This is a genomic window from Nanchangia anserum, from assembly GCF_015240065.1.
GTDB classification, from domain to species: domain Bacteria; phylum Actinomycetota; class Actinomycetes; order Actinomycetales; family Actinomycetaceae; genus Nanchangia; species Nanchangia anserum.
This window is the reverse complement of record NZ_CP060506.1, coordinates 1,045,432-1,060,862: the sequence shown is the minus strand read 5'-3', so window position 1 is coordinate 1,060,862 and position 15,431 is coordinate 1,045,432. Positions and strand designations below refer to the sequence as shown.

The 15,431-nt window shown below is 65.9% G+C and carries 13 protein-coding genes; 4 read left to right on the top strand and 9 right to left on the bottom strand.

The window, feature by feature from the left end; genetic code table 11:
• Positions 1-8 precede the first annotated feature (8 nt).
• Complete coding sequence (gene ettA / locus H8R18_RS04890; protein ID WP_191070980.1) at positions 9-1,691, top strand: energy-dependent translational throttle protein EttA; 1,683 nt, start codon at positions 9-11, stop codon at positions 1,689-1,691.
• Between the two features lie 72 nt (positions 1,692-1,763).
• On the opposite strand, the gene H8R18_RS04885 is transcribed toward ettA, so the two are convergent.
• Positions 1,764-2,711: an acyl-CoA thioesterase gene (locus tag H8R18_RS04885; RefSeq protein WP_191070979.1), complete on the bottom strand. Its 948-nt coding sequence runs from the start codon at positions 2,709-2,711 to the stop codon at positions 1,764-1,766.
• Between the two features lie 141 nt (positions 2,712-2,852).
• Here H8R18_RS04885 and malQ point away from each other — a divergent pair, with 141 nt between their 5' ends.
• Positions 2,853-4,964 carry a 4-alpha-glucanotransferase gene (gene malQ, locus H8R18_RS04880; protein ID WP_227712757.1) on the top strand — a complete coding sequence of 704 codons (2,112 nt, stop codon included), beginning with the start codon at positions 2,853-2,855 and terminating at the stop codon, positions 4,962-4,964.
• A 63-nt stretch (positions 4,965-5,027) separates the two neighbouring features.
• Here malQ and H8R18_RS04875 read toward each other — a convergent pair whose 3' ends face one another.
• The 3 genes from H8R18_RS04875 to H8R18_RS04865 form a co-directional block, all read right to left on the bottom strand.
• Positions 5,028-5,261, bottom strand: a complete 234-nt coding sequence (locus tag H8R18_RS04875) for a PTS sugar transporter subunit IIB (RefSeq protein ID WP_191070978.1) — start codon at positions 5,259-5,261, stop codon at positions 5,028-5,030.
• Positions 5,262-5,362: 101 nt separating this feature from the next.
• Entirely contained in the window at positions 5,363-7,918 is a 2,556-nt protein-coding gene (gene pepN, locus H8R18_RS04870; protein WP_191070977.1) for an aminopeptidase N, read from the bottom strand.
• A gap of 39 nt (positions 7,919-7,957) precedes the next feature.
• Positions 7,958-9,886 carry a M13 family metallopeptidase gene (locus tag H8R18_RS04865; protein WP_194189167.1) on the bottom strand — a complete coding sequence of 643 codons (1,929 nt, stop codon included), beginning with the start codon at positions 9,884-9,886 and terminating at the stop codon, positions 7,958-7,960.
• 64 nt (positions 9,887-9,950) lie between these two features.
• Between H8R18_RS04865 and H8R18_RS04860 the strand changes: the two genes are divergently transcribed.
• A complete protein-coding gene (locus H8R18_RS04860; protein WP_191070975.1) occupies positions 9,951-10,838 on the top strand; it encodes an Fpg/Nei family DNA glycosylase in 888 nt (295 codons plus the stop codon).
• 8 nt (positions 10,839-10,846) lie between these two features.
• Here the strand turns inward: H8R18_RS04860 and H8R18_RS04855 are convergent, their stop codons facing one another.
• The 4 genes from H8R18_RS04855 to H8R18_RS04840 form a co-directional block, all read right to left on the bottom strand.
• Complete coding sequence (locus tag H8R18_RS04855; RefSeq protein WP_191070974.1) at positions 10,847-11,674, bottom strand: DUF6308 family protein; 828 nt, start codon at positions 11,672-11,674, stop codon at positions 10,847-10,849.
• A gap of 75 nt (positions 11,675-11,749) precedes the next feature.
• A complete protein-coding gene (gene cysE / locus H8R18_RS04850) occupies positions 11,750-12,328 on the bottom strand; it encodes a serine O-acetyltransferase (protein WP_191070973.1) in 579 nt (192 codons plus the stop codon).
• Between the two features lie 16 nt (positions 12,329-12,344).
• On the bottom strand, positions 12,345-13,283 hold the full coding sequence (cysK, locus tag H8R18_RS04845) for a cysteine synthase A (protein WP_191070972.1): 939 nt from the start codon (positions 13,281-13,283) through the stop codon (positions 12,345-12,347).
• 223 nt (positions 13,284-13,506) lie between these two features.
• Entirely contained in the window at positions 13,507-14,139 is a 633-nt protein-coding gene (locus H8R18_RS04840) for an IMPACT family protein (protein ID WP_191070971.1), read from the bottom strand.
• A gap of 185 nt (positions 14,140-14,324) precedes the next feature.
• On the opposite strand from H8R18_RS04840, the gene rpmF reads away from it, so the two are divergent.
• Positions 14,325-14,507 carry a 50S ribosomal protein L32 gene (gene rpmF / locus H8R18_RS04835; protein ID WP_191070970.1) on the top strand — a complete coding sequence of 61 codons (183 nt, stop codon included), beginning with the start codon at positions 14,325-14,327 and terminating at the stop codon, positions 14,505-14,507.
• Between the two features lie 71 nt (positions 14,508-14,578).
• Here rpmF and H8R18_RS04830 read toward each other — a convergent pair whose 3' ends face one another.
• Positions 14,579-15,403, bottom strand: coding sequence for an N-acetylmuramoyl-L-alanine amidase (locus tag H8R18_RS04830; protein ID WP_191070969.1), 825 nt, complete (start codon positions 15,401-15,403; stop codon positions 14,579-14,581).
• Between the last annotated feature and the right edge of the window lie 28 nt (positions 15,404-15,431).

Sequence of the window (15,431 nt, the reverse complement as noted above, 5' to 3'; positions counted from 1 at the left end):
AAGGTGTCGTGGCAGAGTACATTTACCAGATGGTTCACGCCCGCAAGGCGCTCGGTGACAAGGTCATCCTCGATGACGTCACCATGGCGTTTTACCCGGGTGCCAAGATCGGCATGGTCGGACCCAACGGGGCCGGTAAATCATCGATCCTCAAGATCATGGCGGGCCTCGATCAGCCCTCCAACGGCGAGGCCATCCTCACGCCGGGTTACTCGGTCGGCATCCTCCTCCAGGAGCCCCCGCTCGACGAGACGAAGACGGTTCGCGAAAACGTCGAAGAGGGCGTCGGCGAGATCAAGGCCAAGCTGGATCGATACAACGAGATTTCGGCGCTCATGGCCGATCCCGACGCCGACTTCGACGCGCTGATGGAGGAGATGGGCAGCCTCCAAAGCGACATCGACGCCGCGGACGCGTGGGACCTCGACAATCAGCTCGAGCAGGCGATGGACGCGCTGCGCTGCCCTCCCGGGGACGCCGACGTCAGCGTATTGTCCGGTGGTGAGCGCCGCCGCGTCGCCCTGTGCCAGCTGCTGCTCAAGGCTCCCGATCTGCTGCTGCTCGACGAGCCGACCAACCACCTCGACGCCGAATCGATCCAGTGGTTGGAGAACCACTTGCGCACCTACCCCGGCGCCATCATCGCGATCACACACGATCGCTACTTCCTCGACAACATCGCCGAGTGGATTGCGGAGGTCGACCGTGGCCGCCTCTACCCCTACGAGGGCAACTATTCGACCTATCTCGAGAAGAAGCGCGAACGCCTTGAGGTCCAGGGCCGCAAGGATGCCAAGCTCGCCAAGCGATTGAAGGAAGAGCTCGAGTGGGTGCGCTCGAACGCCAAGGGTCGCCAGGCCAAGTCGAAGGCCCGTCTGGCTCGTTACGAGGAGATGGCCGCCGAGGCCGAGCGCACGCGCAAGCTCGACTTTGAGGAGATTCAGATTCCGCCGGGGCCGCGCCTGGGTTCGGTGGTTCTCGAGGCCACGGACATCTGCAAGGGCTTCGACGGGCGCCAGCTCATCGACAACTTGTCATTCTCGCTGCCGCCCAACGGCATCGTCGGCATCATGGGTCCCAACGGCGTGGGTAAGACGACCCTGTTCAAGTCCATCGTTGGACTGGAAGACCTCGATAGCGGCGAACTATCGATCGGCCAGACGGTGAAGATCAGCTACGTCGATCAGAACCGCGCTGGCATCGATCCGAAGAAGACCCTGTGGGAGGTCGTCTCGGATGGCCTGGACTTCATCGAGGTTGGTAACGTCGAGATTCCCTCGCGTGCCTACGTCGCGTCCTTCGGGTTTAAGGGGCCGGATCAGCAAAAGCCCGCGGGCGTCTTGTCCGGTGGCGAGCGCAACCGCCTGAACCTCGCGCTGACGCTGAAGCAGGGCGGCAACCTGCTGCTACTTGACGAGCCGACGAACGACCTCGACGTTGAGACCCTGGGAAGCCTGGAAAACGCGCTGCTGAACTTCCCCGGATGCGCCGTCGTCATCACGCACGACCGCTGGTTCCTCGATCGCGTTGCCACCCACATCCTTGCGTGGGAGGGCACCGAAGAGAACCCAGCGCAGTGGTATTGGTTTGAAGGAAACTTCGCCTCCTACGAGGCGAATAAGATCGAGCGCCTTGGCGCCGACGCTGCCCGTCCGCACCGCGTGACTCACCGCAAGCTCACGCGCGGTTAGGTGGTACTACAACGGGGCCGGCTGGGAATCTCCCCAGCCGGCCCCGTGTCACAGGTACGGACGAGCACGCAGCTATGAGCGCGTGTCGGCGTTGCCGGCGATCGCCCAAAACCCATCGTCTGAGGAAACGCGCACCAGTCCTTCTTGCGTGAGGCTCGCGACGAGGTCGCCGGCCTCGTTGTAGACCTCTCCGCGTGCGAGCGAGCGCCCGCCGGCGGAGACGGGCGAGCTGAGGTGGAACAGGTGCCAGTCGTTGATGTGGCACGGGCGGTGGAACCACATCGCGTGATCGAGGCTTGCGACTCGCAAATTCGGCGTCGACCAGTTGAGACCGAGCGAGCGCAGCACCGGCTCGAGGATGATCTGGTCGGAGACGTAAGCCAGCAGCGCATGGGACAGGGTCGGTGAAGCCGCGGGGATGTGCGTACGCGGGCGCACCCACACGTCGTGCGTCGTCGCGTCGCCTGCGGGCGTGGACACGTACAGCGATCCCGAGACGTGGCGCAGCGAGAACGCGACGGTCTTGCCAAGGAACTGGGCGACGGGATGACCGCTGGCCTGGAAGATCTCGATGGAGTCGCGCAGTGACGTCGGCGCGGGCACCTGCGGTAGTGGCGCCGAGTGCGCGGGGCCGCCCGAGGTCGGTCGCGCCAGTGACACCATGACGGAGCACACCGTGTCGTCGCCTTGGCGCGCATCGACGCGCCGTGTTGCTGAGGTTCGCCCATCACGAATGCGACCAACGCGATACGTGATCGGCACGTTGGTGAGTGCCGGGCGAATAAACGATGCATGCAGGCTGTGGGGGTAGGTTCCGGCACGCGCCGCGTCGTCGCCTAGCGTTGAGGCCGCTGCGATCGTGGCCTGGGCGAGCATCTGGCCACCGAACACCTGGTGGCGCAGCTGGGGCAGCGAGGTTCCCTCGAATGTGTCGGGACCGGTTGATGCCATGTCGAGGACGCGGATGAGCGAGGCGACAGGCTCGGTGGATAGTGACGGAAGACCAACAGAAACGGCCATATGTCCGATTTTCTCACGCCTGACACGACGGGGCCGCAAGCGAAAACAGAGACCTTGACCACAACGTGGCGGCGTGTGAGGTGAGTGCGCAAATGCCTTTAGGATGGGGGCGCCAGGACCGCGACTAGTAAAGGAGTCAACGTGGGTGAGCAGCGCAGCTACCACCTGCTGAGCGGGCTAGCCGACATGTGCGGTGTCGCCACCGAGTACTGGGACTTTTCCGGGCACCACCAACGGGTATCAGAGGAGACGTTGCGGGCCGTGCTCGCGGCGCTGGACGTCGATACGTCCTCCGACGACGCGATTGCCGCCGCTCATGCTAGGCGCGATGAGGAACCCTGGCGCCACATCCTGCCTCCGTGCACGGTCAACCAAGATGACCACAACACGTGGGTGCCTGTCCACGTTCCCCACGGTGCCGCGGTGCGCTGCCACCTCGAACTCGAAGACGGCGGGCGCGTCGAGCTGAATCAGGTTGACCACTGGGTCGAGCCGCGCGTCATCGACGGCGTTCTCACCGGGCGTGCGACCTTCGACATCCCCGCGGGCCTGCCCCTGGGGTGGCACACGATCGTCGCCGAGATCGAGGGCCAGTCGCGTGCGCAGGCTCCCTTCGCCAACACTCCGGCGCGCCTGGAGCTGCCACGCCTGCGCGATGAGCGCGGCTGGGGCATCATGGCGCAGCTCTACTCGGTGCGCTCAGCCGGGTCATGGGGCATCGGGGACGCCCACGATCTCGCCGATATCGCGCGCTGGGCCGCGGGGCGCGGTGCCGACTTCGTCCTCATCAACCCCGTTCACGCCGGCGAGGCCGTTCCTCCGGTGACGCCTTCGCCCTATCTGCCGGCCTCGCGACTGTTTGCCAGCCCCCTCTATATCCGCCCCGAGGACATTGACGAATACGCCCGCCTGGACGCGGGCACGCGTACGCGCATTGAGCGGTGGCGCCAGCGCGCCTGCGAGGGCCAGGATGAGCTGCTCGATCGCGATCGCGCGTGGCAGTTGAAGCTCGCCGCCCTCGACACGATTTTTGCCGTCGGACGCAGCGAGGAACGAGCGCAGGACTTTGCCGCGTGGCGCAAGGCCCAGGGCGAGGATCTCGAGCGCTTTGCCGCGTGGTGCGCCCTCAACGAGCGGTGGGGCCTGCCTCTGCCCGAACACCTGCGCGACGTCGACTCCGAGGAGGTCGCCGTCGAATGCCGCAAACTTAGCGGTCGCTGTGATTTCTACGCGTGGCTTCAGTGGATCGTCGCCGAGCAATTTGCCGCTGCTCAGGAGGCGGCAACCGCAGCCGGCATGCGCATCGGTATCATGCATGACCTCGCCGTCGGCGTTCACAAGCGCGGGGCCGATACGTGGGCGCGGCCCGAGGCCTTTGCTCAGGGCATCGCCGTGGGCGCTCCCGCCGACATGTATAACCAGCTGGGGCAGAACTGGTCGCAGCCGCCGTGGCGTCCCGACACGTTGGAGGCACAGGGCTACGCGCCCCTGCGCGACATGGTGCGTCGCCTGGCGCGGATGGGTGGCGCGCTGCGTCTCGATCACATCATGGGGCTGTTCCGACTGTGGTGGATTCCCCAGGACGCCGACACCCCTGCTGACGGTACCTATCTGCGCTACCGCTTCGACCACATGGTCGGCGTCATGGCGCTTGAGGCCGCCCGCGCGGGCTGCGTCGTCGTGGGCGAGGACCTGGGAACCGTCGAGCCGTGGGTCCGCGACTACCTCGCCGAACGCGGCGTGCTCGGGACGGCCGTCGCGTGGTTCGAGTACGAGGACGGCAAGCCGCGCCCGCCGGCGCACTACCGGCGCCTCCAACTGGCGGCGGTCAACACACACGACCTGCCGCCGCTGGCAGGTTACCTGCGCGACGAACACGTGCGCATTCGCGCAGATCTCGGCATCCTCGAATTCGGCGAAGACGAGGAATACGCGCGCGCAAAGGCCGAGCGTGACGCGATGGCTGAGGCCCTGCGCGAGGCAGGTGTCCTCGGCGAGGACGATAGCGTGGAAGCGATGACGGATGCGCTCTATCGCTTCGTTGCTGCCGCACCGTCGGCGCTGGTGTCGCTGTCGCTGACAGATGCGACGGGGGAGCGGCGTGCCCAAAACCAACCGGGCACCGACCGCGAATATCCCAACTGGTCGATTCCCTTAGGGGACGGCGATGGCACGGCCGTCATGGTCGAAGACCTGGCTTCGGGAGCCTTCGACCATCTCCTTGACGTCGTGGAGTCGGCGGTGCACGCCTAGGCGAGGATGCGAACATCGGGCCGGTTGCGCGTCGTTGCGCAACCGGCCCGATGAGTACTGGGGTCAGCCGAGGATGTCCTCAATGGCGTCGGCGAGGTTATCGGCAATAGGTCCGACGACGACCTGTACCGAGTCGCCGACCTGGACGACACCGAACGCCCCGGCCTCGGTGAGAGCCGACTCGCTGACCTTGTCGGGGTCCTTGACCTCCACCCGCAGACGGGTGATGCACGGCTCGAGCTCGACGATGTTGTCGCCGCCGCCGAGCCCGGTGATGATTCCTTGAGCCTGGTCCATGGGACCCTCCTTCACAATGCACTGTCGTGTGATGTGTACCATATTACACGACATCGGCGACACGAACGTGTCGCCGATGCCATGAGAATTGTCGCCTGTGCTTACCAGACCGTGGTGTCGCAGGCCTGAGCGCGCTGAGCTCGCTCGGCGTGGTCGAGCTGTTCGGCCATGAGGCGGCGCAGCGCCCGGGGGGCATCCGCGTTGTCATCGAGCCACGCGCGACCGATGGCCACGACGTCGCGGTCTGTGCGTCCCGTCAGGTGCGTCGGATACATGCCGGCGACGATTCGCGAAGCCATGTGATGGGTAAAGGTCTGCCAGACCTCGCGCACCGACGCGAAGTAGCGATCGATGAGGTCCTCGTCGCGCTGGGGATCACGCCAGGCGTGCGAGACAAATCCGCCCATGAGCTCCATGAGGGTCGCGTTCGGCACACTCGTGTCCGTCATGATCCGCTCGAAAACTTCGGTGCGTCCCGTCGGGCTCGCAGCCCGGGCGCCCTCGGCCATCTGCATGCCCGTCAGCGAGGGATCGCGCGCCTCCTCGGCAGCGAGGTCCGTGGCGGGGGCACCCATGGCCGATAGCGTCTGCCGGATCGCCCAGCGCGCCTGCTGGCTAAGTTCGAAGCCCTCGAGCAGGTCGCGGCCCTCGAGCCAGTTCTCGAGCAGGTCGCGATGCGGGTCGACCGCGACGCGAATGAACGCCTCGGCCATTTGCTTCTGTCGATCCGAGCCACCGGGAAGACTCGAGGCGAGCGCGAGCAGCTGCTGAGCAAAGTCGGCGTGCGCCTGAACAGTCACGGCCGGTGAAGTGAACTGATTGAGGGCCGTGAGGGCCTTCGCCAGCGTGCCGCTGACGACGTCGGAATTTGTCTCGACGGCCAGCAGGCGCAGGCAGAAGTCGAGGTAGGCCGGCGCGCTGAGTTCCCCGTCGCGACACATCGACCACATGATCGACGCGATGAGCGCGCGCGGCATGGGATCGGTGAGCTTGTCGACGTTGCGCCCGGCGACGGCGAGCGATGCGTCGTCGAGGCGCGACTTTGCGTACGTCAAGTCATCGTCGTTGACGAGGATGAGTGCCGGGCGAACGAGGCCGGTCGCCTCATCCACGCGTGTGCGCTCGCCGTTCACGTCGACCTCAACGCGCCACACGCGCTCCAGCGCGTCGCCGACCATGTCGTAGCCGCCGATCGCGAGGCGATGGGGGCGGTGGGTCGTGTCGGCCTGGGGGAGCTCCTCGACGACGTCCAGCGACTCGATGGAGCCGTCGGCGGCCTCGGTGATATCGGTGCGCAGCACCGTTATGCCGGCCTGCGACAGCCACACATCGGCCCACGCCGTGAGATCGCGACCCGACGTCGCCTCAAGCTGGCTCAACAGGTCGGTTAGCGTGGCGTTGCCCCACGCGTGCGCCTCGAAGTAGCGCGTGAGTCCCGTCATGAAGTTGTCGCGCCCGACGTAAGAGACGAGTTGACGTAGCACCGCCGCACCTTTGGAGTACGTGATGCCATCGAAGTTGACTTCGACGTCGGCGAGGTCGCGGATTTCGGCCTTGATCGGGTGCGTCGACGGCAGCTGGTCGCACATGACGCCCCATTCCTTGCGGATGTTGAACGCCGTCCACGCATCGGAAAACTCGGTGGCCTCGGCCTCAGACAGGTAGGCCATGAATTCAGCGAAGGACTCGTTGAGCCACAGATCGTTCCACCACTTCATCGTCACGAGGTCGCCAAACCACATGTGGGCCAGCTCGTGAAGAATCGTGTTGGCCCGGCGCACGCGCTCGGCCTGGGTCGGGGTGGAGCGGAAGATGTACTCGTCGCGGAATGTCACGCACCCGGCGTTTTCCATGGCTCCCGCGTTGTATTCGGGAACGAAAATCTGGTCGTAGGTGGCGAACGGGTAGGCGCGAGAGAACTGGGACTCGTAGAAGGCGAATCCCTGCTTCGTGATGGTGAAGATTTCCTCGGCGTCGGCGCGCAGTTCCTCCTCGAGCGACGCGCGCGCCCAGACCGACAGCGGAATCGCACGGCCCTCGGAATTGACGAGCTCGTCGGTCAAGCCGACGTAGGGGCCGGCAACGATCGCCGTGATGTAGGAGGAAATACGCGGATGCGTCTCGAACGCGAAGCGACGGCCACCGTCGGGCAGTGGCGTGGGCGTCGGGGTCGCGGAGTTCGACAGCACCGTCCAGTCCTCGGCGACGTCGACGGTGAAGGCAAAGGTTGCCTTGAGGTCGGGCTGCTCGAAGACGGCGAACACCCGCCGGGCATCGGGTACCTCGAACTGGGTGTAGACGTAGTCGCGCTTGTCGAGGGGATCGGTGAAGCGGTGCATGCCCTCGCCGGTGTGCATATACACGCAGTTGGCCGTGACCTCGAGCGTGTTGTGCTCGGCCAGGTTGGTCAGGCTGATCCGCGAATCCTCCCACGCGCTGACATCGACGTCGGTGCCGTTGAGCGTGATCGAGGTGACCTCGTCGGCAATGAGGTCGACAAAGGTTGCGCTACCGGGGGTAGCGTCGAAGCTCACGCGGGTGCGCGAGAGGAATGTCGGCGCCTCGGCACGCAGGTCCAGATGTACGTCATAGTGGTCAACCATGACGATGGCAGCGCGCTTTCGCGCCTCGTCGTGGGTGAGGTTAATCCCGGGCATATGTCCTCCTCATCGTGTATCAGTACGCAGATTATGTAACTACCAAATGGTGACGCGCTGGTCGGGGTCGAGCCACAGGTCGTCGCCGGGTGTCGTGGAGAAGACCTCGTGGAAGGCGTCGACGTTGCGCACGACGCCGTTGCAGCGGAACTCGTCGGGGGAGTGGGGATCGACGACGAGGAGCTGGCGGCGCATCTCGGGGCGGACCTTGCCGCGCCAGATGCGCGCCCACTGGATAAAGAACTCGCGCACGTCGTCGGCTTCGGGGGCCGCGAGTCCGGCTTTTTCGCGGGCGATATGCCAGGCCTTGAGGGCGATGGAGAGTCCACCGAGGTCGCCGATGTTTTCCCCGATCGTCAAGGCGCCATTCACGTGCTCGTCGGGGTTGAGGCCGGCGGGAACGTAGGCATCGTACTGGCTAATGAGCGCGCGTGTTCGCTCGGTGAATTCAGCGAAATCGCCGTCTTCCCACCAGTTTTCGACCTTGCCGTCTCCGTCGAACTTCGCACCCTGGTCGTCGAAGCCGTGTCCGATTTCGTGGCCAATGACGGCGCCGATGCCACCGTAGTTGCACGGATCGGAGGCCTCGGGAGAGAAGAACGGTTCCTCGAGGATGGCCGCGGGAAAGACGATCTCGTTGCCCAGCGGCGAGTAATAGGCGTTGACCGTTTGCGGCGTCATATGCCATTCTTCGCGATCAACCGCGCCGCCAATCTTCGCCAGCTCGTGATCCGTTGCCGCGCGAGATGACGAGCGCACCATGTCGATGAGCGAGGCATCCGAGGCAAAGACGACGTCTTCGTACGTGCGCGAGCGCGTGGGGTAGGCGATCTTCGTGCGGAACTTCGCGAGTTTGGCCAACGCGCGCTCGCGCGTGGCATCGCTCATCCACGTCAATTCGGTGATCGAGCGGGCGTAGGCCTCCAACAGGTTGGCGACGAGCGTCTCCATCTGGTCGCGCGAGCTCGCCGGAAAATGCCGCTCGACATAACGGCGGCCGAGCGCAAATCCCAGGTGCGATTCGACGACGTCGACGCCGCGCTTCCATCGATCCCGCAGCTGATCGACACCCGCGAGGGTACGCGAATAGAAGTCGAAGGCTTCCTCGACGAACGCGGCCGGCAGATACGACGAATAGCGATCGAGGATGCGGTAGCGCAGCCACGACTTGAGCACGTCGATGGGCAGGAGCGACCACCACCGGGCGCCGGCCACGACGAACGACGGCCAGGCGACGTTAATGCGTTCGAGGTCAGCGCCCAGCGCCTGTGCCCAGCGCTGCCACGCGAACCCGCTGGCCTCGGCGGCGACGTCGGGATACGTTGTCAGATTGATGGTGAGGTCGACGTCGCGTGAGCGCACCGAATCGAGGTGGAAGCGGGCGAAACCGCGCTCGACCTCGAAGACACGAGCGGCTTGAGTGGCCGCGTCGGTGATGCCTGCCAGGCGGAACATGTTGGTCACGTGGGCGAGGAATCGCTGTCGCGTGTGCTCGTGAGCATTGGCGTGATAGTAGACCTCGTCGGGCAGCGAGATGCCAGCCGGGTACAGAGCTGGGCACGTCAGCTCGGGTTCCTCCGGATCGATCCCCACCACCAGGGCCACCCACCCGCCGACGCCATCGCGCTCGAGGTCACCCAGCAGCTCGGCGAGATCACCCTTTGTTCGCGCGTCGTCGACGCGGGCGAGGTCCGCGGTGATGTCGCCCAGTCCGCGCTCCTCGATCGCAGCGGTGTCCATGAAGGCCGCGTAGAGGCGGGCCATTAGGCCGTTTTCGTCCTCGGCATCTGCCTCGCAGGCCTCGATGATGTCGCGGCAGCGCTTTTCGGACGCGTCACGCAGTTCGTTAAAGGCCCCCCACGCTGCGCGATCACTTGGGATCTCAGTCGTCTCTAGCCACTTGCCATTGACGTGGCGAAACAGATCATCTTGCGGACGCGGCAGTGCGGGAGAGGAGGCAGAACTCATAACAGCAAGCCTAGGCGTATCGGGCTCGAGAGGCGACATCGGCGGGGACCGGCACAATAGGGATATGCCGGAAGGACACTCGATCCATCGCCTCGCCCACACGTTCGCCGCGATCGGCGACGATCTGCGCCCACGCGCATCCTCGCCGCAGGGGCGTTTTGCCGCCTCGGCGGCCGTGATCGACGGGCAGCACCTGCGCCGGACATGGGCGTGGGGCAAGCATCTGTTTCTCGATTATGCGCTTGCGGGCGATCACATCGTCCACGTCCACCTTGGGTTATACGGGAGTTGGCGCTTCGTCGGCACCGACGCGTTCGTCGCCCCCTCGCATGTCGGTGCCCCGCGGCTGGCCTACGAACACCTGGGCGAGAAGGTCGAGCGCGTGGCCGGCGCGTGGCAGCCACCCGAGCCGCGACCAACCGTGCGGCTGCGCCTGGAGTTTCCCCACGGTATCGCCGACCTGTCGGGTCCCGCGCGCTGCGAACTCATCGACGATGGCGAGGTCGACGCCATCCTCAACCGACTGGGTCCCGACCCTTTGCGCGCAGACTGCGATGGCGAGGATTTCGTTCGGGCCGCTCGCTCATCGCGCCGTCCGATCGGTCAGCTCGTCATGGATCAGTCGGTCGTCGCGGGACCGGGCAATATCTATCGGGCCGAATGCCTCTTTCGCACGGGGATATCGCCGTGGCGTCCGGGCGAGCGCGTCTCCGTGGACCGCCTGCGCGCGCTCTATGCCGATTTATGCACAACTATGAGCGCCGGGGTGCGCGAGGGACGCATCGTCACGATCGAACCCGCCGACATTCTCGATCCGCTGCCCGATCCCGAGGCCGGACGGTTCTACGTTTATCACCGCGATCAGCGTGCCTGCGTGCGCTGCGGGCATCGCATCGTCGCCGAGGACATGGCCGGGCGCAGGCTGTTCCGCTGCCCCGGCTGCCAGCACTGAGCGAGTACTCAGCGATGGTCGCGCAGGCGCACGGCCGACGTTGAGATGGGCTCGCCCGCGTGACGGCCGCTCGCGTCTCGGCGATGTCGGCTAGTCCGCGCCGACTCGGCGGCGAGTGCGCGAGCGCGTTTGGCTTCGCGCCGCTGGGAGGCGAGGTGGGTGTCCGCAGCGGTGCGCGCGGTGGAGCGCTGTTGCTTGGCCTCCTCGGCCTCGAGGTGAACCAACGCCATGAGCACCTGAATTTGCGACAGCTCGCTCCATACGGGCGCGGTCTGGACGAGGTAGTAGAGCTGATAGGCGAGCCTGGCGTCATCGTCGCGCAACCGATCGCGCAGCTGGCGCCACAGCGCCGGCATGTTCTTGCTGACGCCCAGTGCCTTGCGCTCGGGGCCCGTCACGAGCGGGAACAGCGCGGGTCGAACGCGGGCCAACACCGCCTGGGCACCCTTCCAGCCGAGACCGAGGTCGGCGTCGTCGGCCAGGCGGTGGAATAGCTGCGCCGCGGCTGAACTGTCCCCGATGACGTCGTCGTCAGCATCGACGATGTCACGCTCGCGCGGCAGTGCCGCGATCAGACGGTGAATCTCAGGATCGTCGAGAACGCGTCGAGCCCGCCGCGGCGAGAGCCGGACGCCGACAGCGCTAAGTGCCGCGAGGTCACAGCCCGACAGTAGGCCGTCGTCGGCGTAGGGGTCGCCGGAGCGAATGAGGTCAAATGCAGAACGGTGACCGCCCTCGGGACGGTAGTACGCGCCGAGCATGGTGCATGCGCGCAACCACGCGTGTTCGTCGCCGTGAATAATGCCGGTGATCAGCGGCGGCAAGGTGAGCGTCATTGCCAGGTCTCCCTCCGGGACATCTACCCCTATCAATGTAGCCCGAGCGGGCAGAATATGGGGGCGCGTCCCACGCTAGATGTAGAGCGAGGGGTCAATGATGACATCGTGCTCGCGCTGTTTCGGCGTCGTTTGCTTCAACTGGGCAGGTACTCCGATGGCGACGCAGCCTTCAGGCACGTCTTTGACAACGACCGCATTTGCCGCGATCTTGGCGCCCGAGCCGACGGTAATCGGCCCGAGGACCTTCGCGCCCGCGCCGACCATGACGCGATCACCTAGGGTGGGGTGGCGCTTGCCGGGTGTCATGGCGACGCCGCCCAACGTCACCTGATGAAACAGCACGCAGTCGTCGCCGACTTCGGTGGTGGCGCCGATGACGACGCCGTTGGCGTGGTCGATGAAGAGACGTCGGCCCAGGCGGGCAGCGGGATGGATGTCAACCCCGCTGCCCACCCGAGCCCATGCGGAAATGATGCGGGCGCTCAGGCGGTGTCCGCGTTGCCACAGACAGTGAGCCAGTCGGTAGCACCACACGGCGTGCACTCCGGGATAGGTCAGCGCGATCTCGAGGCGCGACGACGCGGCCGGGTCGTGAGCGAGGACGGCATCGACGTCTTCGCGCATGAGAGCTGCGAGTCCGGGGCAAGCCATGCGATACCTCTCTTAATCAGCCTTCGGCGATTCCCTCAAATAGGGGTGAGGACAGGTAGCGCTCGCCGGTGTCGGGAGCGATGACGACGATCCGCTTGCCCGCCATCTCGGGCCGCGCGGCAACCTCGATCGCAGCGGCGAAGGCCGCTCCGGCCGAGATGCCGACGAGCAAGCCCTCGCGGCGCGCAGCCTCGCGCGACGTGGCAATCGCGTCGGCCGTAGCGACGGTGACGAATTCGTCAACGACATCGCGATCGAGGTTATCGGGCACGAAGTTCGCGCCGATGCCCTGAATGCCGTGGGGTCCCGCGTTGCCCTGGGTGAGCAGCGGCGACTCCGCAGGCTCGACACCGATGATGCGGATGTCGGGGCGGCGCTCCTTGAGAACCCGGCCGACTCCGCTGATCGTCCCACCCGTACCGATGCCGGCAACGATCGCGTCGACCTGGCCATCGGTGTCGGCCCAGATTTCCTCGGCGGTCGCGCGTACATGCGCCGCGGGGTTGGCCGGGTTGACGAACTGCGAGGCAAGGATGGCGCCGTCGCGCTCGGCGACGATGCGTTCGGCGGCTTCGACGGTGCCCTTCATCCCCTCCGAGGCGGGGGTGAGGATGAGCTCGGCGCCAAAGATGCGCATGAGGGCGCGCCGCTCGAGGCTCATCGATTCGGGCATGGTGATGACGACGTTGTAGCCGCGCGCCGCGCCGACCATCGCGAGGGCGATGCCGGTGTTACCCGACGTCGCTTCGACGATCGTGCCGCCGGGGCGCAGCTCACCCGCGGCCTCGGCCGCGTCGACGATACTCGCGGCGATGCGGTCCTTCACGGAGGAAGCGGGGTTGGTCGCCTCGATCTTGGCGATGATCTCGGCTCCGGAGTCGCCGCCGAGGCGGTTGAGGCGGACAAGCGGGGTGTGGCCGATGAGGTCAGTGACAGAAGATGCAATAGCGGACATCGTGTTCTCCTACGAACGATGAAAGGTGGAATGAGGAGGGGGCTTAACGCCGGTGCGGGGCATACAGTCCGTGAGACGTCGCCTGTACGCCCCTATAGACACGACCGACAGCCGCACGCATCCCTGTCAAACGTGCCGTGGCGAAGCTCCATGCGAATGTCCATCGGTGTCATTGTTGCGCGCGACGCCGATCGCGGCCCGTCGGTGGCCCACCGCTTCACCATTAGCGAACAGGAACCTCGACGATATGAGATCCCATCGGCGTGGCGGTCAGTTCGCCGCGGGTAACCTCGCGGGCGAGCCCAATCCACCGCTGGGTCTCGGCGGGCGTCGCGGCGACCGACAGGCCCATGTCTGTGTCCCACGCGGTGTCGACGATGAGCGCTCCCGCCTCGCGCAGGCTCGCCTCCAGGGCGCCGCCGTGGGGGAGAGGCGTGCGCAGGCGTGTGAGGGTGAGGGAACGCAGCTCAACGAGGTTAGCCGCCGAAATCGCCTCGGCCACCGCGTCCGAATACGCACGCACGAGCCCGCCCGTGCCCAGCTTGATTCCACCAAAATAGCGGGTGACGACGGCGACAACGTCAACGAGGTCGCCACCCGTCAGCGTCTGAAGCATGGGCATGCCCGCGGTGCCCGCGGGCTCGCCGTCATCGCTTGAGCGCGAGATGACTCCGTGCTCGGCGCGGATACGAAATGCCGTGCAGTTGTGGCGGGCATCGGCCTCGGCTTTGCGGATGGTCGCGATGACGGCGCGGGCATCCTCCTCGGTTGGGACGCGCTGAAGGTGGGCGATAAAACGTGAACGCTTGATCGTCAGTTCGGCGCGAGCGGGTGTCGATGTGGCCAGGGTCCGCATAGCCCCAGCCTAGAGACTTCGTGCTGGTCGCGGCGCTCGGCGCGGGCCGGGATAGACTCGTGTGGTGCCGGTGAACGCGTGGGCGTCGTTAGGAAGTTCACAGCGTGCCGGTTCGCCAATCGCGGCGCCCGTGTGGGAAAGTTGTCCGTGGTTCATTGTGTCCATCGATAGTTAAGGAGCGTGCTATGGCAGTTCCCAAGCGGAAGATGTCCCGCGCTAACACGCGTACGCGCCGGTCTGCCTGGAAGGCCGACCTTGACGACCTGCAGACGGTGAAGGTGGCTGGTCGCCAGATGACGATGCCGCGTCGTTTCGCCAAGGCTGCGAAGCTCGGCCTGTACGAGCCGCGCGACGAGTATCAGGGCTGACCTGACACACCGAAGATGAACCCCGGGGAGCACGTCCTCGGGGTTCACGCGTATCTCGCGCGCGAGGCCGTCTAGCGTTCGCTTGCCCAGCGGCGCAGCCCATCGGCCAGGGCCTCGGCGTAGCGTTGTTGCCCCTCGGGAGTCTGCATAAGGGCGGCTTCCTCGCCGTTGCGCATTTCGCCGAGCTCCATCATGACCGTCGGGCATTCGGCGAAATTGAGGCCGGCCAGATCGGCGCGATAGCTGATTTGTCCGGCGACAGCTGTGGACGGGCTAAAGCCGGCGTAGCCCAGGCCGGTGAGCAGGTGGCGCGCGAGTGTCTGCGACGGCTCGCCCTGGGCCGGCGTGAGCGCGGGTGAGGACACGAGAGCGAAATATCCCTTCACCGCAGGGTTCGGGGTGCCATTGGCATGGATGGAGACGGCCGCGTCGTAGCCGCTCGCCATCTTGCCACGCTCGTCGACACACGGCCCCATGGATACGTCGTCGGCACGCGTGAGATCGACGCTGGCGCCCTCGTCCTCGAGCAGGGCCTTCAACCGCGTCGCGACTTCCCAGTTGAACGTGTGCTCGGGAAAACCGGCGTTCGACGCTGTGCCGGAATTGTTGCAGTCCTTGAAACCGCCGCGCCCATCGGGTACCTGGCGTGTGGCGCCAACGAGGCCGCCGGAGTGTCCGGGATCGAGCAGAATACGGACACCGCGCAGCGGTGACGCCGGCTCGGGTTGTGAGATCGGCGTCTCGGTGGTGATTGGCGGAGGCAGCGGCGTCTGCGCCTGGCGCGCCTGGCGTGCCTCGTCACGCTGGTGGCAGAGCCCCCACGCACCCCATCCGAGGAGCCCGCCGACGACAGCGACCGCGAGGAACCCGACGAGGAGATGGAGGAGGCGAGACATAGCGTTCAGTCTACGGGCTGGCATTCCC